Raw genomic sequence first — 25,134 nt, forward strand, 5'->3', positions numbered from 1 at the left:
GCGCTGGACAGCCCACTCATCGTTCTGCTCGAGCAGCACGGCGCCGATGAGGCGGCGGATGGCCGCCTCGTTGGGGAAGATGCCCACCACGTCGGCGCGGCGCTTGACCTCGTGATTCAAACGCTCGATGGGGTTGGTGCTATGCAGCTTGGTGCGATGGGCGCACGGGAAGGTCATGTAGGCGAGGACGTCGGCTTCGCTCTCGTCCAGCAGCGCCGCGAGCTTGGGCACGGTGGGACGCAGCTGGTCGGCGATACGGCGCCATTGCTCCTTGGCGGCCTTCGGCGTGTCTTGTGCGAAGGCGGTGGCGATGAAGGCGGCCACAACGCGCTTGCCGCGTTTGCCTGCGTACGCCAGGGCATTGCGCATGAAGTGCACGCGGCAACGCTGCCATGCGCAAGTCAGCACTTTGGTCACGGCGGCCTTGATGCCGGCATGGTTGTCGGAGATGACCAGCTTGACGCCGCGCAGCCCGCGCCGGGTCAGGCTGCGCAGGAACCCGGTCCAGAACGGCTCGGCCTCCGAGGCCCCGACGTCCATGCCCAACACCTCGCGTCGACCATCGGCATTGACGCCCACCGCGATGATCGTGGCGACGCTGGCGATGCGACCTTCCTGGCGTACCTTCACGTAGGTGGCGTCGATCCACAGGTACGGCCAGTCGCCTTCGATGGGGCGGCCCAGGAAGGCGTTCACGCGCTCGTCGATCTCCGCACACAGGCGCGACACTTGGCTCTTGGAGACACCGCTGCCGCCCATGGCCTGCACCAGGTCGTCCACCGCCCGGGTGGACACGCCCTGGATGTAGGCCTCCTGGATCACGGCAGTGAGCGCCTTCTCGGTCATCCGCCGCGGCTCCAGGAAGCTCGGCAGGTAGCTGCCTTGCCGAAGTCGCGGGATCCTCAGCTCCACCGTCCCGGCGCGCGTCTGCCAGTCGCGCTCGCGGTAGCCATTGCGCTGGACAAGCCGCTCCGGATTCTTCTCTCCGTAGCCGGCCCCGGTACGGGCGGCGACTTCCAGTTCCATCCGCCGCCTCATCGGCGCCGTGCTGCTCGAGCAGAACGATGAGTGGGCTGTCCAGCGCGCCCGCTACATGCCGCGCGACACCATGAACGAGCTGCTTGCCGACCCGTCCACTGCGCAACTGTCTGACATGGCAAACTGAGCCCCGTAGCTCCGCCTGCACCCGAGTCCATCGGAACTGGAGTTACACCACGGAGTGGGACACGATCCGGACCCGTCCAATCGCACCACCCAAAAGCCGGAGTTGCTCCAGCCCGTTCCTGTGTTCAGGCGCCGTTCGAAGTGGCCGATCTGGCCACAACCCTTCGCCGGCTCACCAACCTGGTCAAGAATCGGGTCATATCGCTCGATGAGCGCAACGAGGTCGGCGTGGTCCCCTGGTTCAGAGATGCGATCATCGTCCTGGTAACGGTGAAGCAGGGCCTTGTAGTGGTCCAGTGCGCTTTTTTGGGTCCGGAAGCTGTGGGGGCCGATCTCGACGGGTTTTGCCATGCCTTCCTCTCCTCACCACTGATTCCAGAGATCAACCGCCACTTCGACCAGTGCATCACAGTCCGTCTGAGACCAGCAGGTGTGGTAGCCATCACGAAGCAAGTAATACTGTTCGTTGGCGCAAACCAAGTCTGTCTTGGCTGCATCCTGCCGATACCAGTTGAGGATGTTGGCCACGCAGTCCTGATAGCTGGTTGTGAACTCCTCATTCGGTACGTTGTACAGCAGGCCCTCGATGTAGTACGAGGGCGCAATACCGGCCTCGATCAAGCCACTTTCGACCAGTCTGCTGCGCATGTTCTTGAACACGCGGGCCATCGGCTTTAGCCACTTCGATGATGCCTGATGCTTCGCCGTCAGATTCGCCGAATGCTGCTTCGGGTAGTTCGCAATTCGTTCGCCGGCAGCGTTGAAGAAGCAGATGCCTTCGACGTACTCGGAGTCGCTCGCTGACCGGAACTTGAAGTACCGCCGGAATTGCGTCGCGACAATCACATCCGACTTGCGCCGTGAACCGCTCGCATCGATGGCAATTGCCTTGTCGCCAGTTTTCACCGCTGATCCGTATTGGTCTTCAAGCACCGACAGCACGTCCCGCTTGAAGTCGGTGTGCGTGTAGGTCGCGTCGCTGAATGCCTGCTTGTAGGCTGATTTTTCGTCATCGGACAGCGATTCGAGATCGCTATGGAAGCAGTCATCGAGCCGAATGACGATGTCCACGTCGCTCTCGGCATAGATATTCGTGTCGTTGCCGTATGAGCCTTGAAGGAACACCTTGAAATTCTTGCCGGCGTAGGGCGTGGTGCTCGCCTCCAAGACGCTTTTGATCGCGTTATAGGTGTTGCTCGACTGGGTAATTGATCCCTGATGGGACCACGTTTCGAGCTGTGATTCTGGAATAGGCATCTTCCCCCCCTGGCTATATCAAATACTCGCGAAGCTGATGCTCCCGTGACGCGAACGACTCCCGCCCTCGCTGGAACAAGATGTCCAGCTTATTGATGTCGTGCTCCAGAAGATCGGTCGCCATTTCAGGGGTGACATAGGAGTCACTGATCCGAATGGTCGGTATGTCATGGAAAAGGATCTGCCGCAGTTGGTCCATCGACTGCGTGTTGATTTCCAATGTTTTCTGCAGCAACTGCACGCTAACGAGATATTTCTTCGCGAGCCTCATCAGGAAGCTCGGCTTCGGGTCGGGGTAGACACCCACGCCAACGCTCACCAGCCGGATGTCCTTGCGGTCACTTTGCAGTGCCTGGACTGCGTCGGCGATCGCGTACAGCGTCGGGTTATTTGCGCAGTACCCGCCATCGATCAGTTCGATATCCTCGCCCATTGATGTTCTTACGATCGTCCGCTCAAAGAACGGGTAAGCCGAGCACGATGCCTTGACGGCGTCTGCGATGCTTACACCAAAGCCTGGGACGAACGTGCCGACACGCCCGTGCGCTTGGGCAACGCTGCCCTTGAAGATCATTGGGCGCTCGGTCAGCCACTTGGCTGTGACGATCCCTACGCCTGTCTTCACGTCACTGAACGTTGTATTGCCGAAGACATCGCTCGCCAGATTTTTCAATGCCTGCGACCTGGCCGGAGCGGTCTTCTGTGACATCACGGTAGGCACGTGCTTGCGGTAAAGCTGCAGGATGGAATCGATGTCGTGGCCGAGCGCAATCAGTGACGCGATGATCGCGCCTGTGCTGGTCCCAAAAACCAGATCGAATTTCTGGTGAAGTGGGCACCCGACCATAGCCTCGATTTCCTTGAGTACCCCCAGTGTGTAAAAGCCCTTGGCACCGCCGCCGTCTAGCGTCAGGACGCGCAGCAAGGTAGGTGACGTCGAGTCCTTCTTCGATTCCACCATTTTCAACGCCCTCACCAAAACTGATGAACACATGCAATGCCGGCGATCATCAGCGCAATCTCGGGCTGAAATCGTGCCGCGCCAGCGTCTCTGGCTTGAGGTGAAGCTCTGCGAAATCTTGCATGGCGCCCGTACCGATCCTTTTATCGCTGCGCCGCTTGTAGTTATCACAATACGACGCACACACAAATCAAAATGGAGTCATAGACAGATTCTATGGCAGACCATATACTTTCCGCAATAACCCGCACAAGCATTCGCTAACCCGAACGAGCCAGCCAGGATGTCGAACGAACAGCTTGCAGATCTAACCCAGCCACAACGCGACCGGCTCGCGTTCGTGGAGTTGCGCGTGCGCTTCATCGGGGAGATACGCCGCCAGGACTTGGTCACGCGGTTTGGCATCCAGTCCGCCGCCGCATCCAGGGACCTGGCGCTGTACAAAGAGTTGGCCCCGGGCAATATCGACTACGACCCCAAGGGCAAGTCCTACGTCCTGGGGCCGGACTACCGGCCCGTCTTCGACTTTCCACCGGAGCGGGTGCTGTCGTGGCTGACCCAGGGCTTTGGCGACGGTGAGCCGATGCGGCTCAAGGCGTGGGTGGCCAGCGAGAGCCCGTCACGGCTCACGCATCCGGATCTGGATGTGCTGGCGAGCGTGACCCGGGCGATCCACCAGGAGTGTCCGCTCGGCATCGAGTACCACTCCATCTCCAGTGGTCGCACCGAGCGGGAGATCGTCCCGTTCGCGCTGATCGACAACGGTCTACGCTGGCATGTCCGCGCCTTCGACCGGAAGTCCCAGGAGTTCCGGGATTTCGTCATCACCCGGGTCAAGCGCCCGGTCCTCATGAGGGATGCAGATGTGCAGCCCCATGAGCGCAGTGATCAGGACATCCAATGGACCCGAATCGTGGAGCTGGAGATGGTGCCGCACCCGGACCAGCCCCGTCCTGAAATTACGGAGATGGACTACGGCATGGTTCGTGGGTCACTGCGGATGAAGCTGCGTGCCGCCACGGCTGGATACATCTTGCGGCAGTGGAGTGTGGACTGCTCTCCGGACCACAGCATGCGCGGTTACGAATTCAGGCTCTGGCTGAAAGATCATCTGGCGCTGTACGGCGTCAAGAACGCTGTGTTGGCGCCTGGCTACAAGGTTCCTAATGGCATCAATTGTGATGTTAAAAATGGTGGTTATTGAATGAGCGACTTCTTTTCGGAAAAAACGCAGATAAGAATAGGCGAATACATGCTCGTCGTAACTCCCAGAAGTTACGATTCTGACTCATTCAGCTGGACCGACACCAGTTTGTCGTGTGTTAAATACGATATAGGCGAAGTGGTTTCAGATCTGGTCATTTCTCCTGGCTCAGATTTCGTGAAAGTGATCACGTCAGACGACAGCAATAACATTGCCGTCGTTTGCGAATCGCAGTGGTATGAAGACCTTTATGTTCTTAGGTTTCCATCTCTGGAAATAATCACGTGCTACGAGGGAAATGATTACAAAGATGGTTCTTCAGAAGGTTTTTTTGATGGTTCATATTTTTTTGCGTTACCTACATTTTCGTTTGAGGGCGGCTGCGGCGGGTTGCGGAGAATCTCACTAATAGATGGCACTGCAGTTGAGCTTTTGCCGCCAAAAATTTTGGATGATCTACGCGTTTGGCTTCGGCCAGTAAACGCTCTTGCTGAACAGGGAGAGTCGTCTCGAGTAATATTGCCAACACCCTATGGCCTGCTTGGATACTCGTATGACAGAAATGAAAAAATACTAGACTTGGACTACGTTCCTGGTCGATTGCGAGTATTCATTGGCGGTTTTTCTTATTCGACGAATAAGTGTGTGTATGAATTCACTGCCAAACCTGGCGGCACAAGGTTTCTTGATTCGGACGGCCAAGAATGGGTCACCACTCGCCCGACCAAAACAAGGGAGAGCAATAAGGTGGCCTACGACCCAAGACGCGCGCTGGAACTGCTGCGGACCGGCTCCGGACGCGCCGATGCCACTTTCCGCGACGGCCAAGAAGATCCCGTTCGTCACATCGTCGAAGGCAAAGGCCGCTTGCTGGTCGTGCAGAAGACCGGGTGGGGTAAGAGCTTTGTCTACTTCATCGCGACCAAGTTGCTGCGGGAAGCGGGAGCCGGCCCGGCGTTATTGATTTCGCCGCTGTTGGCGCTGATGCGCAACCAGATCGCTGCGGCAGAGCGCATGGGCGTTCGCGCCGCCACGATCAACTCCGACAACGTCGACGACTGGACCCAAGTCGAGGCCACCCTTGCGCGTGGGGAAGTCGACATCCTCTTGATCTCACCCGAGCGCCTGGCGAACGAGCGCTTCCGCACGCAGGTCCTGGCCGGCATCGCCGCACAGATCTCGATGCTGGTCATCGACGAAGCGCACTGCATTTCCGACTGGGGCCACGACTTCCGTCCTCACTACCGCCTGCTGGAGCGGATCGTCAAGACGCTGCCGCAGAACCTGCGGCTGCTGGCCACCACGGCAACGGCGAACAACCGCGTGATGGAGGATCTCGCTGCTGTGCTCGGTCCGAAACTGGACGTCTCGCGCGGCGACTTGAATCGGACGTCGCTCACCCTGCAAACCATCCGCCTACCCAGCCAGGCGGAGCGCCTTGCCTGGCTGGCAGAGCAACTGACCACACTGCGGGGCCACGGCATCATCTACGCGCTGACGGTGCGTGACGCCAATCAGGTCGCCGACTGGCTCAAGACCCGGGGATTCAACGTCGAGGCCTACACGGGCGAAACGGGCGATCGTCGGGAGGCGTTGGAACAGGCGCTGCTCAACAATGAGGTCAAGGCGCTGGTCGCCACAACGGCGCTGGGCATGGGTTACGACAAGCCCGATCTGGCCTTCGTCATCCACTACCAGATGCCAGGCTCGGTCGTCGCCTACTACCAGCAAGTCGGCCGTGCCGGGCGCGCGCTTGACTCCGCCTACGGCGTGCTGCTCAGCGGCCAAGAAGAGTCTGACATCACTGACTGGTTTATCCGGAGTGCCTTCCCAACCCGACAAGAAGTTGCCGACGTCCTGGGAGCGCTTGAAGACGAGCCCAATGGGCTGTCTGTCCCCGAACTACTGAGTCGAGTCAATCTGAGCAAGGGCCGCGTCGACAAAACGATCGCGCTGCTATCCCTCGAAGCGCCGGCACCCATCGCCAAACAAGGCAGCAAGTGGCAGCTCACCGCCGCCACCCTGAGCGAGGCTTTCTGGGAACGAGCCGAGCGCCTCACGGCCCTGCGACGCGACGAGCACCAGCAGATGCAGTACTACGTCAGCCTGCCGTTTGGTGAGCACATGGGCTTTTTGATTGGCGCGCTCGACGGCGATCCAAGTGTTGTCACAGAGCCTGCCTTACCGCCATTGCCTGCAACCGTGGATACCGAGCTGGTCAAAGCCGCCGTCGAATTTCTGCGTCGAACCAGCTTGCCCATCGAGCCCCGGAAAAAATGGCCCGATGGTGGAATGCCCCAGTACGGTGTCAAGGGATTCATCGCCCCTGCCCATCAGGCCGAATCCGGCAAGGCGCTATGTGTCTGGGGCGATGCCGGTTGGGGTGGCTTGGTTCGACAGGGCAAATACCACGACGGCCACTTTTCCGATGACCTCGTTGCTGCGTGTGTGAAGATGATTCAAGAGTGGAATCCACAGCCGAGCCCGACTTGGGTGACCTGCGTTCCTTCACTTCGGCACCCCGAATTGGTACCGAATTTCGCGCAACGCTTGGCTGCTGCGCTGGGTCTGCCGTTTCATATGGTCATCGCAAAAACAGACGCAAGGCCCGAACAGAAAACGATGGCAAACAGTACACAACAGGCGCGCAACATTGATGGTTCGCTCGCACTCAACGGTCAGCCCATTCCTCCCGGACCAGTCCTCTTGGTGGATGACATGGTCGACTCGCGCTGGACGCTAACGGTGTCTGCATGGCTGCTGCGCAAAAGCGGCAGTGGCGCAGTTTGGCCTATGGCCCTTTCACAGACGGGGCACGACGAATGACGCCAGTCCTCTCACCCAACACCCAGGCGATCCTGCTGCTGACTGCGCCACTCATTGCCGGACGAGGCACTGCTTCATCGGATCTGCTCTCGCCTGGTGAGTACAAACGTCTCGCGCGTCATTTGCGCGAAATCCAGCGTCAGCCTGCGGATCTCCTCTCGCCGGATGCAGCTGAGATCCTGCGTGCGTGCCAACCGGTGATTGACGAGAGCCGCCTGCAGAAATTGCTGGGGCGCGGATTCCTGCTGAGCCAAGTGATCGAGCGCTGGCAGGCACGTGCCATCTGGGTAGTTAGCCGTGCCGATGCAGAGTACCCACGCCGCCTGAAGGCCCGCCTGCGCGAAGACGCCCCGGCAGTGCTCTACGGCTGTGGCGACATGGCTTTGCTCGAAACCGGTGGGCTTGCCGTCGTCGGATCGCGCCATGTCGACGACGCCCTCATCGACTACACCATGGTAGTCGGCCGGCTCGCTGCTCGGGCAGGGAGAACGCTTGTCTCCGGTGGCGCCAAGGGCATCGATCAGGCCGCCATGCGGGGTGCGCTTGAGGGAGGTGGAAAAGTTTGTGGCGTGCTGGCAGACAGTCTGGAAAAGACCGCCATGAACCGCGAGCACCGCAATCTGCTGCTCGATGGTCAACTGGTGCTGATTTCTCCCTACGACCCGAGTGCCGGGTTCAATGTTGGCAACGCCATGCAGCGGAACAAGCTGATTTATGCATTGGCAGACACCTCACTGGTGGTCAGTTCCGACCTCAACAAAGGTGGTACCTGGGCAGGCGCTGTCGAGCAACTCGACAAACTCAAGTTTGTCCCGGTCTTCATTCGATCAACGGGCGAGTCTTCCGCCGGATTAGATGGTTTGCGAAAGAAAGGCGCACTTCCCTGGCCTAACCCGCAAGACGTGGATTCGTTCGAGGATGTGTTCAACGTGGCGATGCCAACGCCGACGGCATCCCCACAGGTTGGTTTTGCGCTGTTTTCAAACGAAGAGCCAACGTCGGCTGATGCCAAGCCAACGGCGCCCGTGCCACCCGACGCCGCGCCATTGCCTCAGGCCGCGAGCGAGCCATCGGCGCCGGTCGACATTGTTTCCGATGCGCAGCCACCCGCTGCGGTATTGGAAGAACTGCCGCCAGTCACACCAGAGGCTGTGGCGCCGATAGACGAGGCCAAGGAATCTCCGCAGCTGGAATCGACCCCTGCTGAAGTGCTCTTCGCTGCCGTGCGCGCTGCGATTCAACAACTCTTGAGTGTGCCGATGAAGGACGCCGAAGTGGCCGCCGCGCTGGACGTGTCAAACGCGCAGGCCAAGGCATGGTTACAGCGTCTGGTTGACGAAGGCGTACTAGAAAAGCAGAAGAAGCCAGCGGGCTATGTCGTCAAGCAAAAACGGTTGTTCGAGTAAACCATGACGATGCATCGATTTAGTTGCCGCGCCCCGCACGCACCCGAAATAACTAAAGATCGGAGGCGTAGGTGATCGCAAAACTCGAACGACTCATCGGCGAAATCGGCGACCTCAACAGCAAGTTGATCCTGCTGGTCGGCCCCAGCCGCAGTGGCAAGACCCAACTGCTGCGCCAGCTCGGCGCCAAGCTCAACATCGAGCTGCTCAACGTCGGCCTTGAACTGGGGCGCAGGTTGGCTGCCACACCGAACAACAAGCGCGGCTTCTCGGCGGGCGAACTGCTGCGGGAGATCGCGGACAAGGAACGAACTGAAGATCCGCTGTTGCTTGACAACCTCGAGTTGTTGTTCGAGCCCAGCCTGCAGATCAACCCGCTTGACCTCGTCAGGCGGCTGGCTCACTCCAAGCGCGTCGTGGCCGTCTGGCCTGGCGAGCTGCGCGGTGATCGCTTGGTGTACGCCGACATGAGCCATCCAGAACATCGTGACTACAGCCGTGATGGCGTGGTCGTACTCGAAATTTGACCGAATTAAGAAACGGCGGGGAAGAGAGAATCATATGGCCAAGAACATGAAATACGGAGATCTGATCCAGTTCGAGCAGATCGAGTCAGTCATTCAGCTGCTCGATGCCGGGCGTCCGGACGAGGCCAAGAAGCTCGTCGCGACCTACGTCATCTCCGACGACATGGCCGAGCGGATCTCCAAGCTCATGGTTCCCCAGCTCAGTTTTGACGACTCGGTCGATCACAAGGGCGTGCTGATCGTCGGTAACTACGGCACCGGTAAATCGCACTTGATGTCGGTACTGTCGTTGGTGGCTGAAGACGCCGCCTACGCATCGATGATCCGCCACCCCAAGGTCGCCGAGGCGGTTGCCCCGATCGCTGGCCGCTTCAAGGTGCTGCGCATCGAGGTGGGCGGGCTGCAGATGCCCCTGCGCCAGATCATTACCCTGCAGCTTGAGCGCTTCCTCGAAAAGCTCGGTGTTGACTACACCTTCCCGACGGCCGACAAGGAGCTCAACAACAAGGACTCCTTCGAGGAGATGATGGCCGCGTTCGCGGAGAAATTCCCCGCCCAGGGCGTGCTGCTGGTGGTCGACGAGTTCCTGGAGTATCTGCAGTCCCGTCGCGACCACGAGCTGGTGCAGGATCTGGCCATCCTGCGTCAGATCGGTGAAGTCACCAAGCACCTGAAGTTCCGCTTCGTGGCTGGTGTGCAGGAAGCCATTTTCGACAGCGTGCGCTTCCAGCATGTGGCCGACAGCATGCGCCGGGTCAACGAGCGCTTCACCCAGATCCTGATCGACCGTCAGGACGTCAGCTTCGTCGTCTCCGCGCGCCTGCTCAAGAAAACGGCCGACCAGCAGAACAAGATCCGCGAATACCTCACGCCGTTCGCCAAGTTCTACGGCTCCATGAACGAGCGCATGGATGAGTACGTGCGGTTGTTCCCGGTTCACCCGGACTACCTGAAGACCTTCGAGCAGATCCACTTCACCGAGAAGCGAGGCGCGCTCAAGACCATCGAGACCGCCATGCTGGCCATCCTCGACCAGGAAGTGCCCGCAGACAAGCCGCTCTTCATCAGCTACGAGAGCTTCTGGAACACCATCAAGGCCAACTCGGTCCTGCGCGCTGACCCGAACATCAAAGAAGTCATGCGCGTGTCCGAGGTGCTGGAGTCCCGCGTGCAGCAGGCCTTTACGCGCCCGGCCTATAAGGCCATGGCGCTACGGGTCATCAACGCGCTGGCCGTCCACCGGCTGACCACGGGTGGCGACATCCATGTGCCCATCGGCCCTACGGCCGCCGAGCTACGCGACGCCCTGTGTCTGTTCCAGCCAGGCGTGGAGGACATGCCGGGCGATCCGGCCGAGAACCTGTTGTCGATGGTGCAGACCGTGCTGCGGGAAGTGCTCAAGACCGTCAACGGCCAGTTCATCTCCAAGGCACCTGACACCGAGCAGTACTACCTCGACCTGAAGAAGGACATCGACTACGACGCGCAGATCGAGAAGCGCGCCGAAGCCCTGTCCGACAACGCGCTGGACCGTGCCTACTACAGTGCCATCAAGGCGCTGATGGAGTGCAGCGACGATCTGCGTTACCCCGGCTTCCAAATCTGGCAGTACCAGATCGAGTGGCAGGAGCGCCGCGTCGAGCGCATGGGCTACCTGTTCTTTGGCGCACCGAATGACCGACCCACGGCCCAGCCTGAGCGCGACTTCTACATTTACTTCATCCAGCCCTTCGACAAGCCGAAGTTCAGCGACAACAACCTGGCCGACGAAGTGTTCTTCCGCCTGAAGTCACCGGACGAGGACTACAAGCGCTACCTGTCGCAATACGCGGCAGCACTGGATCTGGCGTCCACCGCCAGCGGTGGCGCGAAGGCCATCTACCTGTCGAAAGCCCAGGACTCGCTGCGATCCATGAGCAAGTGGCTGCAGGAAAAGCAGATGACCGCGTTCGAGGTCACCTATCAGGGCAAGACCAAGACGCTGCAGGACTGGTCCAAGGGCGTGTCCCTGCGCGACCGCGCGCGTCTTGGTCCTGACGAGCGCATCAACTTCCGCGACGTGGTGAACATCGTCTCCGGCCTGGCACTCGGCCAGCGCTTTGCCGACATCTCACCCGAGTACCCCACCTTTTCTGTGCTGATCACCGAGGCCAACCGCAAGCAACTGGTGGGCAATGCCCTGCGCGCACTGGCCGGCGGCACACGCACCAAGGACGCCGCCGCCATCCTCGATGCCCTGGAGCTGCTCGACGGTGACCGTGTCGATCCCGCCACCTCCCGCTACGCGCAGGAGGTTCTGAACCGACTCAAGGCCAAAGGGCACGGCCAGGTACTCAATCGCAGCGAACTGTTGTCGGGCACGTCTGATGTGGAGTATTTCGCCCCGATCAAGTACCGGCTGGAACCCGACCTGCTGGTTACGGTGCTGGGTGGCCTGGTCTATTCCGGCGATATTGTGCTGTCGATCACCGGCGACAAGATCGACTCCGGCAAGCTAGTGCAACTCGCAGAGCGTTCGCTGGAAGAGCTCAAGCAGTTCAAGCACGTCGAGGCGCCCAAGGAGATCAACCTCGCGGTCCTGCGCGCCTTGTTCGAGTTGTTCGACCTGCCGTCCGGCCTGGCCCAGAAGGCCAGCCAGGGCGATACCGAGCCGGTCATCAAGCTGCAGGAGAAAGTCAGCGCGCTGGTACCGCGTGTGCTCAAGGCTGGCTCCGACCTGCAGCAAGGCAAGCTCGGCTTCTGGGGCCAGAACCTGCTGCGTGAAGAAGAAGCCAAGGACTGGCACGCCCGGCTGGATTCGCTGAAGAAGTTCACCGAGTCGCTGGCGCCATACAACACCGTCGGCAAGCTCAAGAACCTGCGCGTCACGCAGGAAGACCTGGACAGCCAGAAGAAGAATCTGGAGATCCTCGCCGCCGTCGAGCGTCTGCTCGAACTGGTGGTCGAGCTGGGCAGCACAGCGTCCTACCTCTCGCAGGCCGAGATGGTGCTGCCCGCCGAGCACCCTTGGGTGAAGCAGGCCGAGGCGGCGCGCAAGGCGCTGCAGGACAAGCTGAGCCAGGACCGCACAGCCGAGCACGCCTCCGAGTACCGGCAGACGCTCAACCAGCTCAAGAAGGACTACATCACCGCCTACATCGCCAGCCACAGCAAGGCGCGGCTGGGTGTGGCCGAGGACAAGACCCGCAACGCCCTGCGCAAGGACGATCGCCTGCTGGCGCTGCGCGTGCTGGCCGGCGTGTCGCTGATGCCCACCAGCCAACTCACCGCGTTCGAGGAGTCGCTCAACGGTCTGAAGAGCTGTTCCTCACTCGATGAGCCGACGCTGGTCACGGCCGCCGTCTGCCCGCACTGCCAGTTCCGCCCGTCTGCCGAGCAGTTGGAGTTGATCCCGGCGGCCAACCGCCTGCACAAGCTGGATGACGATCTGGACGAGCTGCTGGCCAATTGGCAACAGACCCTGCTGGAGAACCTGGAAGACCCGTTCACGCAGGACAGCCTGGGCCTGTTGCCGCCCGCGTCCAAGAAGCTGATCGACGCCTTCCTGACCTCACGCAAGCTCCCGGACCCGATGACCAGCGAGTTTGCCAACGCCGTGCAGGAGGCGCTGTCGGGGCTGGAGAAGATCGCGGTCAAGGGCGACGAGATCAAGCAGGCGCTGCTGCAAGGCGGCTCGCCGGCCACGCCGGACGACCTGCGCAAGCGCTTCGACACCTTCATGAACGAGCGCTGCAAGGGCAAAGACGCCACCAAGCTGCGCTTCGTGATCGAGTGACACAAAGTGATCGCCCGACCATGACAACAAGAATTTGAGGACCGACTGATGAGCGATCTTTTCCAGAACCATGCGGCCAAGTCAGGCCCGGTTGAATGCCTCGGGCAAACGTTCCCGAGCGATGAGGCTCGCCGCGAGCACTACCTGAAGCTGCTTGCCGAGAAGCTCAAGGACCCCGCATTCCGGAAGATCGAAGGTTTTCCTGTCGGCTCGGACGAAGACATCCTGGCGCTGTCTGATCCGCCGTATTACACGGCATGTCCGAATCCGTTTATCGGGGTCTTTGTCCAGCACTACGGCAAGCCTTATGACTCGTCTGTTCCGTACAGCAAAGAGCCGTTTGCAGCCGATGTTAGCGAAGGTCGAAATGACCCGATATGTAACGCTCACAGCTATCACACCAAGGTTCCGCCAAAGGCTGTAATGAGGTACATCCTTCATTACACAAACCCTGGCGATCTCGTATTTGATGGCTTCTCTGGAACTGGGATGGCTGGGGTTGCTGCCCAGCTGTGTGGCGACCAATCCGCAGTCCAATCCCTTGGCTACAGGGTGGATGCTAACGGGGATATTTTTGGAGAGACCCGGAACGAACAGGGCGAAACAAAGTGGGAGAAAGTTTCAAAAATTGGCGTTCGCAAATCGATCCTGAATGATCTTTCCCCAGCTGCGACATTCCTTGCACACAACTTCAATTCCGCGTCAGACCCGATTGCATTCGAAGCCAAGGTCAAGAAGATATATGACGAGGTAAGAGCAGAGTGCGCCTGGCTTTATGAGACCTCTCATACGGATGGCGTATCGAAGGGGCAGATTAATTACGCTCTTTGGTCGGACGTCTTTAACTGCCCTGAGTGCGCAGGGGAAATAGTCTTTTGGAATGTGGCAGTTGACCCGGATGCTGGCGAGGTCAGAGAGCGATTTGATTGCCCTCATTGCTCAAAGAATCTAAACAAGAAAGCGCTTGAGCGCGTCTGGATCACGAAACACGACCGGTTAATCGGTGCGACCGTCAAGCATGCAAAACAGATCCCGGTGCTAATTAATTACACCCTTAATGGACGACGGTACGACAAGAAGCCAGACCTGGGTGATTTTGCGTTACTCGAAAAAATAGAAGAGAAGGACATCCCCTATTGGGTTCCAATAGATGAGTTGCCAGATGGTTTTAACACCAGGCAACCGAAGTACTCCCACGGGATTACGCATGCCCACCATTTTTTCTACAAAAGAAATTTATGGGCGCTAGCGGCATGCTGGAGTCGAGCCGATTCGCCAGAGTTGAAGTTTATGTTCACATCCATGATGTACAAGTCAACTCAACTCTGTGCGCCGCTCATGTCGAATTATTTCGCTGCGCTTAAAGGACAGAATCGGGGAGGCTGGGTAGGAAAGGAAAGAACGGGAACACTCTATTGCCCCTCAATTCACAGCGAGGTTCCTATATTTCCGCAGATTTCTTCGAGGTCATCTTCGGCATTTGTCAATGTTGGAAAGATTGAGAACGTTGCGATTGGCACATCATCGACATCAGTCTTGGATATCGATTCCAACTCTTTAGACTATGTTTTTATTGACCCACCTTTCGGCGCAAACATCAATTATTCAGAAATGAGCTTCCTCTGGGAGGCATGGCTAAAGGTGCGGACGAACAATAAGACTGAAGCCATTGAAAACGACATTCAGGGAAAAGGTGCCAACGAGTACCGTCAAATAATGACGACTTGCTTCAAAGAGGCTTATCGCATTCTGAAGCCAGGAAGGTGGATGACTGTTGAGTTCTCTAACACGAAGGCTTCGGTTTGGAACAATATTCAAACCGCTATATCTGAGGCGGGATTTATTGTTGCCAATGTCTCCGCGCTCGACAAGAAGCAGGGAAGTATCAACGCATACATTTCGACAATTGCAGTCAAGCAAGATCTTGTTATTTCTGCATACAAGCCGAATGGTGGACTGGAGAATAGATTTGAATCCTCCGGTGGAACAGAGGACTCAGTTTGGGACTTTGTTCGAACTCATTTGAGTTATCTGCCAACCGTAAAGGTAAGAAATGGCAGTTTGGAGTTCATCGCCGAGCGAGATCCAAGGATCATTTTCGATCGAATGGTCGCGTGGTTTATTCGGCACAATGTCCCGGTTCCCATGTCCACGCATGAATTTCAAGCAGGCCTGCTGCAGCGCTTTGTTGAGCGGGACGGGATGATTTTTCTGCCTGATCAGGTTTCTGAATATGACAAGAAGAGGATGCAGGTCTCAGTCGCTCCTCAGATGGAAATGTTTGTTTCCGATGAGCGCAGCGCAATTGATTGGTTGACCGATTTCTTGAAACGGCGTCCTTCAACATATCAGGAGATTCATACTGATTTCATCAGCCAGTTGGGTGCTGGTTGGAAAAAGCACGAATCAAAACCTGAGCTTGCCGCCCTTTTAGAGGACAACTTTATCGAGTACGACGGTACTGGCGAGGTTCCGAGCCAGATACACAGTTATCTGTCTACCAATCACAAAGATCTTCGCGGGCTGGAGAAGAACAGTCCGGCGCTTGTGGCCAAGGCCAAGGATCGTTGGTACGTCCCAGACCCTAACAAGGCGCAGGACTTGGAGAAGAAACGCGAGAAGGCGCTGCTCAAGGAGTTTGACCACTACCGAGCGTTCACGGGGCGCCGTCTGAAGGAGTTTCGCCTGGAAGCGCTGCGCGCTGGCTTCAGGGCCGCGTGGGGTAATAAGGACTACCAGACGATCATCGACATTGCGAAGAAGGTTCCCGATGAGGCACTGCAAGAGGACGAGAAGCTGCTCACCCTCTATGACCTCGCGCTGACCCGTACCGAAGACGGGATCTGATCGTGGCCGGTAGCGGGTTCACCATCGGCGATTGGTGCTGGTTGACGCGGCAGGCATCGCCATGCCGCGTGATCGAGCGTCAAGACGTGTGGGGTGAGGTGGCATATCGCGTCTGGCTGCCGGCCAAGGACGCGGTGGTGCGTGCGCGGGCCGTGGATCTGGCCTCGTTGGAAAGCGTGCGCCCGAGCGTGGAGCAGATCCTGCACACCACAGCGGCCGCCAAGCTGCTGGATGCGCTGGAGGACAACCTGCTGTTGGCGCCCATCCAGTCCAGCGTGGTGCCGCTGCCGCACCAGCTCTACGCGTTGAACCGCGCCATCAGCCGCGACCGCATTCGCTACCTGCTGGCTGATGAGGTGGGCCTGGGCAAGACCATCGAGGCAGGCTTGGTGCTGCGCGAGTTGAAATTGCGTGGCCGAGTGAAGCGCATCCTGGTGGTGGCGCCCAAGGGTCTCGTGCGGCAGTGGCAGGCCGAAATGCGCCTGCACTTCGGCGAAAAGTTCCAGTTCATCGAACCGTCCGAGCTGGCGGCCTTCCGCCAATGGCGCAGCGGCGGCGCGGGCGAGGAAGAGAACCTGTGGCGCATGCACGATCAGGTGATCTGCTCGCTGGATTCGGTGAAGCCGCTGGAAGGCCGTCGCGGCTGGAGTCTGGAGCAACTCAACACCTACAACCGCGAGCGCTTCGAGGACCTGATCTCGGCGTCGTGGGATCTGGTCATCATCGACGAAGCCCACCGCATGGGTGGCAGCACCGAGCAGGTGGCCCGCTATAAGCTGGGCGCCGCGCTGGCAGAGGCCTCGCCCTATCTCTTGCTGTTGTCGGCCACGCCGCACCAGGGCAAGACCGACCAGTTCATGCGGCTGATGCAGCTGCTGGACCGCGAAGCCTTCCCGGATGAAAGCAGCGTCAGCCGCGACCGAGTGCGTCCCTTCGTGATCCGCACCGAGAAGCGCGCATCGATCAACGCCGAGGGCCAGCCGCTGTTCAAGCCGCGTGCCACCCGGCTGCAGGCGGTGGCGTGGCAGGCACGGCACGGCTCGCAACAGCGCCTGTACGAGGCGGTGACCGACTATGTGCGCCACGGCTACAACCAGGCCATGGCCGCCAAGCAGCGCCACATCGGCTTCTTGATGATCCTGATGCAGCGGCTGGTGACGTCCAGTACGGCAGCCATCCGCACCACGCTGGAAAAGCGTCAGGCCCTGCTTGAAGCACCGCAGCCGCAGGCCAACCTGTTCGAGAACACCAGCGCCGACGAGTGGGCAGATCTGGACGGCCAGTCCCAGGTGGATCTGGCGATGCAGTCCAGCGGCTGGGAGCTGGAGAAGTCGGAAGTCGAGATGCTGCTCGACTTGGCGCGGGAAACCGAAGCCGCCGGCACCGATGCCAAGGCCGAGGCGCTGCTGGAGCTGATCTACAAGCTGCAGCAGGAGGAAGGCGATCCGGCGCTGAAGGTGCTGATCTTCACTGAGTTCGTGCCCACGCAAGCGATGCTGGCCGAATACCTGGAGAGCCGTGGCTTCTCAGTGGCGACGCTCAACGGCAGCATGGATCTCGAAGCCCGCACGCGCGCCCAGCAGGTGTTCTCCAAGGATGTTCGCGTGCTGATTTCGACGGATGCGGGCGGTGAAGGTCTGAACCTGCAGTTCTGCCACGTCATCGTCAACTTCGACATGCCGTGGAACCCGATGCGGATCGAGCAGCGGATTGGCCGGGTAGACCGCATCGGGCAGAAGCACGTGGTTCGCGCCATCAACTTCGTGCTCGAAGACACCGTGGAGCACCGCGTGCGCCAGGTGTTGGAGGCAAAGCTCGAGGTCATCGCGCAGGAGTTTGGCGTCGACAAGGCGGCCGACGTGATGGATTCGGTCGAAGCCGACCCGATCTTCGACGAGCTGTTCGTGCATGGCCTGCAGAACCCGGATGCCATCGAACAAGAGTGCGACGCGGTGGTGTCGCAGCTGCGCTCCACGCTGGCGGAGTCGAAGAAGAACAGCGATCTACTCACCACAGAGCACGATCTGGACGCTGACGACGCCCGCAAGTGGCGCGACCACCCGGCGCAGTTCTGGCTGGAGCGCGCCATCACCAGCGGGTTGGCTGCGCGCGGCGGCTCGGCAGCAAAGGTTGGCAAGGCGTGGCGCGTAAAGTGGGCGGACGGCAGCGAGTCGGCACAGGCTTGTTTTGACGCCCGCACGGCGGATGAGAACCCGGAGTTGGAATGGGTCACGATGGAAGACCCACGCGCCCGGGCAGTGATCAGCGAGCTGCCGCGCTTTGTTGCCGGCCAGCCACTGCCGGTGATACGGGTGACCGGGTTGCCCGACTCTGTGCGCGGCATCTGGTCGCTGTGGGAGATCAGCCTGGCCGCTGAAGGCTTGAGCCGGAAGCGCTTCCTGCCGGTGTTCGTCAACGAGGAAGGTCGCCCCTTCGTACCCACTGCCAAGCGCGTGTGGGACCTGCTGCTGACCGAGACCGTGGATGTTCATGCCGTGACCGGCGCCGAGGAGTCGGTGAAGTGGTTCGAGGCCTCGCACGCGGCCGCCAGCGCCCAAGGCGAACGGATCTTCACCGAGTTGCTGAACGAGCACCGTGCCCGACTGAAGGAAGAACGCGAGCGTGCGGTGTATGCCTTCGAAGCCCGAGGTCAGGCGATTGGACGGATCGGCCTGCCCGCCGTGCGCGAGCATCGGCGCAAGCGACTGCAACAGGAACACGATGCGCGCATGGCCGCTCTCGATGACATGGAGGCCAGCGTGCCGGATTTGAATGCCGTGATGATGGTGCGCGTCTCCGGCGATGTGATGCCCGGAGGACAGGTGGGATGAGCCAGTGGTCAGAACGCATTCTCAGCCACTTCACGGCCGATCTTACCCAGCTATGGGTGGCGTGCGACCCTGATGATGTGTTGCTCGACGAGAAGCTGCTGACCGAGCTGCGCGGTCGCGGCTTCGAGTTGATGCTGTACGAGGACCCGTTTGCCTTTCGCGCGGAGTATGAGGAGCGTTACCGCGCCGCATGGGATCGCGGTGAGCAAGGGCCTGCGCCCTCGCTGGTTCTGCATCTGCGCAGCGCCGATGCGAATGTCTTGCCGTGGGACATCGTGCATCACGGTCGTGTGGTCCGGCTCAGCCTTGCGGAGCTATTCCCGAAGCTGGCTTACAGCGCGGTACAGCAAGTCGAGCCGGAGCACTTTGCCGGGCTGTTTCATGCCCATCAGACCGAGCTGCAGTCGGCCAGGGGCGAGAACGAGTCGAAGGACTTCATCCTCGAACACGTCTACCAACTGGCGCCCAGGTCGATTCGCAACCCAGTGGACTTCTGGCGCGAGCTGCTGCGGATGCACTTCGCCAACCGCTCGTTGCCACCCCTGTTCGCCCAGCACGCGGCAGGCATCATTCAGGGCAAGGGGCTGTTCACGGATCTGCCCGTCGCCACATGGCTGGCATCCAAGAGCGCGCTGCTGCGCGTGGTGCAGGATGCGTGGTACCGCTATCTGAAGACCCAGGGGCTGGACGGAACCCGCACTGGCGAACCGCCACCACCAGACTACGTCGCCAAGATCGAGATTCCGTTCGATCACTCCGATGTGCAGGTGCTGGTCGATTCCATGTTCCTCGACGGCAGCTTGCATCCGTTGGCGGTGCACAGCGTTCCGGCGGGGATGCCGAGTTGGATCAAGGCCGGGATCGTCCAGGACCCGGCGGCACTGCAGGCATTGGTGCTCAAAGGCATCGATGGCCTGATCGAAGCGACACCAACAGCGACCTCTTCGCACAAGGACTGGAGCGAGTTCGCCAAACGCTACGGTGAAATCCTGGCCCGCACGCATGGTTTGCCAGGCACGGAAGGCAGTGAACACCTGCCGGTGATTCGGGAGCGGATCAAGACCTTGCAGGCGCAATCAGACGAGGGTCTGCGAGCTTGGGTCGCAGCCAAGCATTACGCCGACCTGATCCTGCAGCCGGTAACCAAAGGCCCGGTGATGGTGCACCACGTGCCGCGCTTCTTGCGGCATCGGCGGTCCGCAGGGGAAACCAAGGTGGCTCTGCTGGTATTCGACGGGCTGGCCTTCGACCAGTGGGTACAGATCCGCGAGCGCCTGATCGCCACCACGAAACGTTTCGCGTTCGACGAGGGAACCGCGTTCGCATGGCTGCCGACCGTGACATCGGTGTCGCGCCAGGCGCTGTTCTCCGGCCTGAAACCGCGCGAGTTCGACGACTCCATCGACAGGACGGACAAGGAGGAATCCTTGTGGAAGACGTTCTGGCAGAACGAAGGCGTCAACTCGAATGAGGTGATGTATCGACGTGCGCTGCGTCAGACCCATCAGCTCGACGCGCTGGAAGCGGATTTGATCGACCGGCGCCCGAAGGTGGTGGGCCTGGTCATCGATGAGGTTGACGATCGGCTCCACAAGGAGCGGTCCAAGAAGGATGTGGCGATGTGGATCGGCAACTGGCTGACGACCGGTTTCGTCGACCGGTTGTTCTCGCTGCTGCTGGACAAGGGATACCACATCTATCTCACGGCTGACCACGGCAACGTGGAGTCCACCGGCGTCGGCAGACCCAGCCAGGGCGTGATTGCCGAGACGCGCGGCGAGCGTGTTCGGGTCTACCGGAGTGAGTCATTGCTGGCCGATTCCGCTGCGGCCTATCCCACCACAGTGAGGTTGGACATCGCTGGACTACCCGCGAACTTCATGCCCCTATTCGCAGGCGGACGAACCGCCTTTGTGCCGGAGGGCGAGCAGGTGGTGGTCCACGGCGGGGTGTCGATCGAAGAGTTGATCGTGCCCTTTGTGAAAGTCAGTTATGTGATTGGTACCGAATGAATTCATCAGCCCCAAAAATAGGCTTTGATCGGTTCATTCAGCTTGATTGGGCGGCTGCGGCACTGAATGTTCGTGCAGGCGTGGCTGGGCTAGATGATCTGAATGCACTGCTCGATGCAGCCGAGCTTGGCGTGGAAGCCAAGAAGAAAACACGCACCGTCCTGAATCGGTTGTGGCTGGAGCCGCGCGCTGAACTGGTTGACTTCGCGGATCGCGGCGCGGCCATCCACCAGGCGCAGCCGGACATTCCGGTCGCCGCGTTGTGCTGGGGCATGTCCGTGGCGACGTACCCGTTCTTTGGCAAGGTGGCTGAGCTGGTGGGCCGCCTGTCCGCCATTCAGGGCGACTGCGCGTCCGCCGAGGTCCATCGGCGCATGAGTGAAACCTATGGGGAGCGCGAAGGCACCCGGCGCATGACCAACATGGTCATCCAGAGTCAGGCGAGCTGGGGCGCAGTGGAGCGGGTCGAGAAAGGCAAGCGCGTTATCCGGCTGGCAGCAACGGCCGTCGACAACGACGAGCTCACTGCCTGGTTGATCGAAGCGGCGGTGCGCTACGCCGGCAAGCCCGTTTCCGTCCCGAGCCTGCAGTCGCTGCCAGTGCTGTTCCCATTCACCCTGACGCGGCCCCTGGCCTACGTGGTGTCGAGCAGTGCGAACCTGATCCTTCGGTCGGAAGGACCGAGTAACCAGTTCGTCGCTCTGCGCAGCACGATTTGAAGAAGAAGGAAGAATATGGCTCGCATCGAAAACCACAAATACAGTATCGAGGAGGCATTCAGGGAGTGCTTCTATCGTCCCGGACTACCAGCGCGAGTACGTCTGGACGGATAAGGAAGTGCATCAGCTGCTGGAGGATATCGGCGAGCAGATCGATGCGGGCACCACGCGGGAATACTTTATCGGTACTGACCTGCTCCCCATTTTCAGGGCCAGTCTGATTTAAGTAGAGTCCGCCAACCCAGCGAGGCGGACATGAAGAAGCGGTTGACCGAAGAACAGATCATTGGTTTCCTGAAGCAGGCGGCGGGCGCGCCGATCAAGGAGCTTTGCCGCAAGCACGGCTTCAGCGACGCGTCGTTCTACCTGTGGCGTCGGAAGTTCGGCGGCATGGACGTACCTGATGCCAAGCGTCTGCGGGCGTTGGAGGCAGAGAACTGCAAGCTCAAGAAGCTGCTGGCCGAAGCGATGCTGGACAACGAGGCATTGAAGGTCGTCGCGCGGGGAAAATTCTGAGCCCGCAGGCACGACGCGACGCCGTCGTTGTCATGCGGGCCGAGACTCATGTGTCCGAGCGGCGCGCCTGCCGCGTATTGGGCCTGTCGCGCAGCGTGCTGAAATACACCTCCCAGCGAAAGGACGATGGCCTGCAGCAGCGCCTGATCGAGCTGGCCGGCGAGCGACGGCGTTTCGGCTACCGGCGGCTGCACATCCTGGTGGAGCGCGAAGGGTTCGAAGTCAATCACAAGCGCGTCTGACCTACAGCGATGCTGGACGTGGGTGTATCTCTCGCAGTTGGTCGGAACGGATCTGACTCGGGACGCGCACTACGCCATCAACGAGGACGGTTCGGACTACGACGATGGCGTCGGCGGTCCAGCCTACGTCGCAGGTCGAGACGGGGTAGATCTTGAACCGCTTGCTTCGGCGCAAGACGCCGCTGCCAGGCTCGCTGCGCAGAAACTGTTTGAACAGATCGAATAGAACGCACGGTAAGACTGCTGGCTTTGCGCTAGGGACGTTTGCCCACTCCGATAGCCAATGCTGCAATCCAACCGCTTGATTCGTCCGCGCGTAACTCTTTGATCTGTATGGCGCTGACTTATGGCCACTGCGGACTTCGGGCCAGTTTCAGGGAGTGAGGTCGGAGCGAGGAATGGCCAGGAGAGAGTGGAATATGGCCCGGAACGGGCTGGAAGGCTGACCGGTGCAGTCCGCAGGCTTCCGCAGGAACCCCCAAGAACACGCGGGAACCGGCGCGATCGGGCAAGAAAAAACCCCAACCGAGAACGGTTGGGGTTTCATTATTGGTGGAGGCGGCGGGAATCGAACCCGCGTCCGAAGGCGCTCCGCGCCAGGCGCTACATGCTTGTCACGCTGTTTGGTCTCATCCGGCGGCAACACAACGTGCGAGGCGCACCGCCGGACCAGCCTCTTGGATTTGATCCGCGACCGAAAGGCGCCGGTGCGGACGATCCCGTGATAGTGACCCTACATCCACGAGCACGGGCACAAGTGGGTTCGGGGCTAGGCCTTAAGCGGCCAGAGCGTAGACGTCGTCGTTCGCGTCTAGTTTTTTGCCATCGGATTAACGAGGAAGATGACGCCCTCGGCATGCTCCCAGCTACTTCACGTCCCCCGTCGAAACCAGGTCGCCCCCGGGGTCGTCCGATGGTGGTGGCGATCGTGGCGAAAATCAAGTCGCGGCGTCAGGCTTCGCGGTTCCTGGCGCGCATCGCGCGCTGCTTCTCGCGTTGCCAATCGCGCTCGCGCTCGCTGTCGCGCTTGTCGTGCTCCTGTTTGCCGCGGGCGACGCCGAGGTCGAGCTTGACGTGGTTGTTCTTCCAATACATGGCCAGCGGAACCAGGGTGTAACCCTTGCGCTCGATCGCGCCGATGATCTTGTCGATCTCCTCGCGATGCAGCAGCAGTTTGCGCGTGCGGCGGTCGTCGGCCACGACGTGGGTGGAGGCCGAGATCAGCGGCACGATGGAAGCGCCGAACAGGAAGATCTCGCCACTCTTGACGATCGCGTAGGCATCGCCGAGATTGACGCGGCCGGCGCGCAGGCTCTTGACCTCCCAACCTTGCAGCGCGATGCCGGCTTCGACATGCTGGTCGATGTGGTATTCGTGGCGCGCACGCTTGTTGAGCGCAATCGTGGCGCTGCCGCGTTTGTCCTTGTCGTTTGCTTTTGCCATGGGGAAGTACGGGGCTTGTTCCTGTGATCGGGATGCGTCGCCAGTTCGTGGAACGCCTTGCGTGCGCAGCACGCTGCGCCGGGCGCAGTATTGCCGCAGCATACCCGAGGCGGTGTGCGGGCGAGGGCGGGGTGGTCAGCTGATGGCGGCTGTCGACGACATCCTGGTCGAGGTGGCCTATGCCGAACCCGGGCGCCAGTTCCTGCGCGCGCTGCGGCTGCCGGTTGGCAGCACGGTGGCGGCGGCGCTTGCGGCGTCGGGTGTGGCCGAGGTCTGTAGCATCGATCCGGCGCACTGCGCGGTCGGCATCTGGTCGCGCCGCGTGACGCTGCAGAGCGTGCTGGCCGATGGCAACCGCGTCGAACTGTACCGGCCGCTGCGGATCGATCCCAAGGAGGCGCGCCGGCTGCGCGCGCAGCGCAGGCGCTGAGCCAGGTCAGCCCTCGCCGCCGCGTTTCTTCTTCTTCTTGTCTTCGTCGGAGCGCTTCTCGTCGGGATACTGGCGCTTGTACTTGCGCGCATCCGCCATGAGCTGCTCGGGATTTTCCGGAAAGTAGTCGCCTTCGATGCTCGCCAGGGTGTCGTTGTCGAAATGCAACACGAGATCCTTGCGATCCATCTTGTCGCGACCGCGACGCATCGTCGACACGTAGTCCCAGCGGCTCTGGTCGAACGGGCTGATGACCGACGGCGAGCCCATGATCAGCAGCACCTGGCGCTTGCTCATGCCCGGTTGCAGAGCCTCGACCGAACCCTTGTCGAGCAGGCTGCCCTGTTGCGCGTCGACCTTGTAGATGAGGCCGCAGCCGGTGAGCGGGGCGAAAGCGAGGAGGGCGAGCCAGCGCATGCGCATGCAGGGCGGTTCCGAAGCGGTGAAAGGGGCGATGATACACTAGCGGGCGCGCCGGCAAGGCTCGAATCAAACCAGGGCATGAACGCCGCAGCGGGAGGCATGTGATGGAATCCAACGAACTGCGCAAGGCCGGCCTCAAGGTCACCCATCCGCGCATTCGCATCCTGGAGATCCTCGACAAGCACGAGGGCAAGCATTTCACGGCCGAGGACATCTACCGCCAGTTGCTCGACAACGAGGACGACATCGGCCTGGCGACCGTGTATCGGGTGCTGACCCAGTTCGAAGCCGCCGGCATCGTGCTCAAGCACAACTTCGAGGGCGGCCAGGCCGTCTACGAGCTCGACCGCGGCAAGCACCATGACCACATGGTCGATGTCGAGTCGGGCAAGGTGATCGAGTTCTCGAGTGAGGAAATCGAGCGCCTGCAGCACGAAATCGCGGCCAAGCACGGCTACGTGATCGAAGATCACAGCCTCGTGCTCTACGTGCGCCCGCTGGCGAAGAAATAGCGGGCTACGGGCCGCTTGTCGACAGCGTTTGCGCGTCGC

17 protein-coding genes, 1 other RNA gene and 2 pseudogenes are annotated in these 25,134 nt (G+C 60.3%); 13 read left to right on the top strand and 7 right to left on the bottom strand.

The window, feature by feature from the left end; all coding sequences use genetic code 11:
- The 4 genes and pseudogenes from KF903_RS02630 to KF903_RS02645 form a co-directional block, all read right to left on the bottom strand.
- Positions 1-1,032, bottom strand: a pseudogene (locus KF903_RS02630) (IS256 family transposase); the annotation flags it as partial.
- 57 nt (positions 1,033-1,089) lie between these two features.
- On the bottom strand, positions 1,090-1,515 hold the full coding sequence (locus tag KF903_RS14260) for a DUF3223 domain-containing protein (protein ID WP_345777729.1): 426 nt from the start codon (positions 1,513-1,515) through the stop codon (positions 1,090-1,092).
- Positions 1,516-1,527: 12 nt separating this feature from the next.
- Positions 1,528-2,421: a nucleotidyltransferase gene (locus tag KF903_RS02640; RefSeq protein WP_291210653.1), complete on the bottom strand. Its 894-nt coding sequence runs from the start codon at positions 2,419-2,421 to the stop codon at positions 1,528-1,530.
- 13 nt (positions 2,422-2,434) lie between these two features.
- Complete coding sequence (locus KF903_RS02645) at positions 2,435-3,382, bottom strand: patatin-like phospholipase family protein (RefSeq protein ID WP_291210655.1); 948 nt, start codon at positions 3,380-3,382, stop codon at positions 2,435-2,437.
- Positions 3,383-3,665: 283 nt separating this feature from the next.
- Between KF903_RS02645 and KF903_RS02650 the strand changes: the two genes are divergently transcribed.
- From KF903_RS02650 to KF903_RS02700, 11 genes and pseudogenes are all read left to right on the top strand, one after another.
- Positions 3,666-4,586 carry a WYL domain-containing protein gene (locus KF903_RS02650; protein WP_291210658.1) on the top strand — a complete coding sequence of 307 codons (921 nt, stop codon included), beginning with the start codon at positions 3,666-3,668 and terminating at the stop codon, positions 4,584-4,586.
- Entirely contained in the window at positions 4,587-7,412 is a 2,826-nt protein-coding gene (locus KF903_RS02655) for a RecQ family ATP-dependent DNA helicase (protein WP_291210660.1), read from the top strand.
- Positions 7,409-8,818: a DNA-processing protein DprA gene (locus KF903_RS02660; protein WP_291210663.1), complete on the top strand. Its 1,410-nt coding sequence runs from the start codon at positions 7,409-7,411 to the stop codon at positions 8,816-8,818. Before KF903_RS02655 ends, KF903_RS02660 begins: the two co-directional genes overlap by 4 nt.
- 71 nt (positions 8,819-8,889) lie before the next feature.
- Positions 8,890-9,345: a BREX-3 system P-loop-containing protein BrxF gene (gene brxF, locus KF903_RS02665; protein ID WP_291210666.1), complete on the top strand. Its 456-nt coding sequence runs from the start codon at positions 8,890-8,892 to the stop codon at positions 9,343-9,345.
- 34 nt (positions 9,346-9,379) lie between these two features.
- Positions 9,380-13,120: a DUF6079 family protein gene (locus KF903_RS02670; protein ID WP_291210669.1), complete on the top strand. Its 3,741-nt coding sequence runs from the start codon at positions 9,380-9,382 to the stop codon at positions 13,118-13,120.
- A 48-nt stretch (positions 13,121-13,168) separates the two neighbouring features.
- On the top strand, positions 13,169-15,967 hold the full coding sequence (locus tag KF903_RS02675) for a DNA methyltransferase (protein WP_291210672.1): 2,799 nt from the start codon (positions 13,169-13,171) through the stop codon (positions 15,965-15,967).
- A gap of 68 nt (positions 15,968-16,035) precedes the next feature.
- Complete coding sequence (locus KF903_RS02680; protein ID WP_291210675.1) at positions 16,036-18,798, top strand: helicase-related protein; 2,763 nt, start codon at positions 16,036-16,038, stop codon at positions 18,796-18,798.
- On the top strand, positions 18,795-20,810 hold the full coding sequence (gene pglZ, locus KF903_RS02685; protein WP_291210678.1) for a BREX-3 system phosphatase PglZ: 2,016 nt from the start codon (positions 18,795-18,797) through the stop codon (positions 20,808-20,810). The genes KF903_RS02680 and pglZ overlap by 4 nt, the downstream gene beginning before the upstream one ends.
- A complete protein-coding gene (locus KF903_RS02690) occupies positions 20,807-21,529 on the top strand; it encodes a hypothetical protein (RefSeq protein WP_291210681.1) in 723 nt (240 codons plus the stop codon). Before pglZ ends, KF903_RS02690 begins: the two co-directional genes overlap by 4 nt.
- 73 nt (positions 21,530-21,602) lie before the next feature.
- A complete protein-coding gene (locus tag KF903_RS02695) occupies positions 21,603-21,755 on the top strand; it encodes a DUF262 domain-containing protein (RefSeq protein ID WP_291211155.1) in 153 nt (50 codons plus the stop codon).
- A 29-nt stretch (positions 21,756-21,784) separates the two neighbouring features.
- Positions 21,785-22,284: pseudogene (locus tag KF903_RS02700) on the top strand (transposase); the annotation flags it as partial.
- 553 nt (positions 22,285-22,837) lie between these two features.
- Here KF903_RS02700 and ssrA read toward each other — a convergent pair.
- Together ssrA and smpB are read right to left on the bottom strand one after the other, a co-directional pair.
- Positions 22,838-23,189: a transfer-messenger RNA gene (gene ssrA, locus KF903_RS02705) on the bottom strand.
- A gap of 49 nt (positions 23,190-23,238) precedes the next feature.
- A complete protein-coding gene (gene smpB / locus KF903_RS02710) occupies positions 23,239-23,730 on the bottom strand; it encodes an SsrA-binding protein SmpB (protein ID WP_291210684.1) in 492 nt (163 codons plus the stop codon).
- 142 nt (positions 23,731-23,872) lie between these two features.
- Here smpB and KF903_RS02715 point away from each other — a divergent pair, with 142 nt between their 5' ends.
- A complete protein-coding gene (locus tag KF903_RS02715; protein WP_291210688.1) occupies positions 23,873-24,160 on the top strand; it encodes an RnfH family protein in 288 nt (95 codons plus the stop codon).
- Positions 24,161-24,166: 6 nt separating this feature from the next.
- Here KF903_RS02715 and KF903_RS02720 read toward each other — a convergent pair whose 3' ends face one another.
- Entirely contained in the window at positions 24,167-24,583 is a 417-nt protein-coding gene (locus tag KF903_RS02720; RefSeq protein WP_291210690.1) for an outer membrane protein assembly factor BamE, read from the bottom strand.
- Positions 24,584-24,687: 104 nt separating this feature from the next.
- On the opposite strand from KF903_RS02720, the gene fur reads away from it, so the two are divergent.
- The gene (gene fur / locus KF903_RS02725) at positions 24,688-25,095 is read left to right on the top strand and encodes a ferric iron uptake transcriptional regulator (RefSeq protein WP_291210693.1); all 408 of its coding nucleotides are present in this window, start codon (positions 24,688-24,690) and stop codon (positions 25,093-25,095) included.
- Positions 25,096-25,134 lie beyond the last annotated feature (39 nt).

Source organism: Dokdonella sp. (genome assembly GCF_019634845.1).
Taxonomy (GTDB): Bacteria; Pseudomonadota; Gammaproteobacteria; order Xanthomonadales; family Rhodanobacteraceae; genus Dokdonella_A.

Excerpts from the sequence above, each read along its gene's own strand:
- KF903_RS02715 (WP_291210688.1), top strand. The coding sequence starts at position 23,873 with ATGGCGGCTGTCGACGACATCCTGGTCGAGGTGGCCTATGCCGAACCC.
- KF903_RS14260 (WP_345777729.1), bottom strand. The coding sequence starts at position 1,515 with ATGGCAAAACCCGTCGAGATCGGCCCCCACAGCTTCCGGACCCAAAAA.
- fur (WP_291210693.1), top strand. The coding sequence starts at position 24,688 with ATGGAATCCAACGAACTGCGCAAGGCCGGCCTCAAGGTCACCCATCCG.
- KF903_RS02640 (WP_291210653.1), bottom strand. The coding sequence starts at position 2,421 with ATGCCTATTCCAGAATCACAGCTCGAAACGTGGTCCCATCAGGGATCA.
- KF903_RS02670 (WP_291210669.1), top strand. The coding sequence starts at position 9,380 with ATGGCCAAGAACATGAAATACGGAGATCTGATCCAGTTCGAGCAGATC.
- pglZ (WP_291210678.1), top strand. The coding sequence starts at position 18,795 with ATGAGCCAGTGGTCAGAACGCATTCTCAGCCACTTCACGGCCGATCTT.
- KF903_RS02645 (WP_291210655.1), bottom strand. The coding sequence starts at position 3,382 with ATGGTGGAATCGAAGAAGGACTCGACGTCACCTACCTTGCTGCGCGTC.
- KF903_RS02675 (WP_291210672.1), top strand. The coding sequence starts at position 13,169 with ATGAGCGATCTTTTCCAGAACCATGCGGCCAAGTCAGGCCCGGTTGAA.
- KF903_RS02650 (WP_291210658.1), top strand. The coding sequence starts at position 3,666 with ATGTCGAACGAACAGCTTGCAGATCTAACCCAGCCACAACGCGACCGG.
- KF903_RS02655 (WP_291210660.1), top strand. The coding sequence starts at position 4,587 with ATGAGCGACTTCTTTTCGGAAAAAACGCAGATAAGAATAGGCGAATAC.
- smpB (WP_291210684.1), bottom strand. The coding sequence starts at position 23,730 with ATGGCAAAAGCAAACGACAAGGACAAACGCGGCAGCGCCACGATTGCG.
- KF903_RS02690 (WP_291210681.1), top strand. The coding sequence starts at position 20,807 with ATGAATTCATCAGCCCCAAAAATAGGCTTTGATCGGTTCATTCAGCTT.
- KF903_RS02720 (WP_291210690.1), bottom strand. The coding sequence starts at position 24,583 with ATGCGCATGCGCTGGCTCGCCCTCCTCGCTTTCGCCCCGCTCACCGGC.
- KF903_RS02660 (WP_291210663.1), top strand. The coding sequence starts at position 7,409 with ATGACGCCAGTCCTCTCACCCAACACCCAGGCGATCCTGCTGCTGACT.